Origin of the sequence: Bartonella sp. AD24XZML (assembly GCF_042196485.1) — a bacterium.
In the GTDB taxonomy this organism is placed as follows: Bacteria; Pseudomonadota; Alphaproteobacteria; order Rhizobiales; family Rhizobiaceae; genus Bartonella.
The window spans coordinates 1-1,171 of sequence record NZ_JBHIQH010000044.1; the positions used below are offsets into that span (position 1 = coordinate 1).

The 1,171-nt window shown below is 32.3% G+C and carries 2 protein-coding genes; both read right to left on the reverse strand.

The genetic code is table 11. The features are described 5' to 3' along the window. Positions 1 to 497 precede the first annotated feature (497 nt). A complete protein-coding gene (locus tag ACFIMX_RS03920; protein WP_375676742.1) occupies positions 498 to 950 on the reverse strand; it encodes a hypothetical protein in 453 nt (150 codons plus the stop codon). Beyond that, on the reverse strand, positions 937 to 1,171 hold a 235-nt coding region (locus ACFIMX_RS03925; protein ID WP_375694059.1), incomplete at its 5' end, for a hypothetical protein. The genes ACFIMX_RS03925 and ACFIMX_RS03920, both read right to left, overlap by 14 nt.

A 1,171-nucleotide genomic window follows, 5' to 3' on the forward strand; every position in this document is an offset into this window, starting at 1 on the left:
AGATTCAATATAGCCACCAAGTTGACCAGCTTTAACATCACCAAAATCTCTTAACGCCTTAATGCGATAAAGTTTCTTACCTTCGCGAAGAATTGTTTGATTGGTGAGTTGATATTTTGGAGAAGTTTCTTGATTTGTAACTGTAGCTTTCATGCTAATTATCCTATTTTAAAGGTTTCAATTGACACCCCATAAGAGGCGCCGGGTGTTTGAAACCACGGTAATAGGCCCGTCGTTACACTTTCCCCTAAAAGGGTATTGTATAGTATAACCACACCCGGCAAAATTGTTATATGCCAATAACAGCACAAAAGAAAGCCAGTATATTTACGTAGGAAAGGCTATTTCGTTGCCTACCCGCCTATTATCAAGTGGGTTTCAATCACTTGCCAACCTTAATAAACGACCTTTTCTTTAAAGTCAATACGTATTTTTTATTTTTTTCACTTTTTTTCATTTTGATACCTACCTAGTTGAATATCAAGTGCTTTTAAATTTTACTTTTGGTTTTTAGTATAAAAATGTAGTGCGTAAATGGACATGTTTATTAAACTGCGTGTATGCAACATGAGAAAGAATGAATAAACTAAAAAAAAGTACCAAAAAACGATATCTAAATACCAAAATACAGTATAACTATTTGGAAAAATTAAAACGACAAGTGCTAAACTTATTAGCTTTAAAAGTCTGTGCATATAATGTTGTAAATCACGTGTTAATGTCTTCCAACCTGTTGTATCATCATCTTTATATTTTGGATTGTTCTGCAACTCAAAAGGAATATGAGAATTGCATAAAATTACAAAAATATTTGTTATTATTATCAAACCAAAAGATGCAAATATCAAAATACCTTGGATAAAATAGGGATTTTTTTTAATTCCTAAAAAGCATAAAAATATAAAAATTATAATACCAAACAAGGCTCTTAGCTGCTTATCTGTAAACATATTTATTTCCTGCGGTTTTTGATAATTTTTTGATCTCTTTATTGATCTCATCTATAAGAGGTTCGTAATTGAGAACGCTTTTCGGAATACCACCCCCATATATCCACGCTTTCACTTGCGCCTTGGTACTGTAATCAACTTTCTCAGGCATCTCATGATACTGACCACCGTCAAATTCTTCATATTCTCTTGTACCATCATCATATTCGTAAAGATTGTAA

Coding starts and splice junctions, on each gene's coding strand:
- ACFIMX_RS03920 (WP_375676742.1), bottom strand. CDS start 950: ATGTTTACAGATAAGCAGCTAAGAGCCTTGTTTGGTATTATAATTTTT.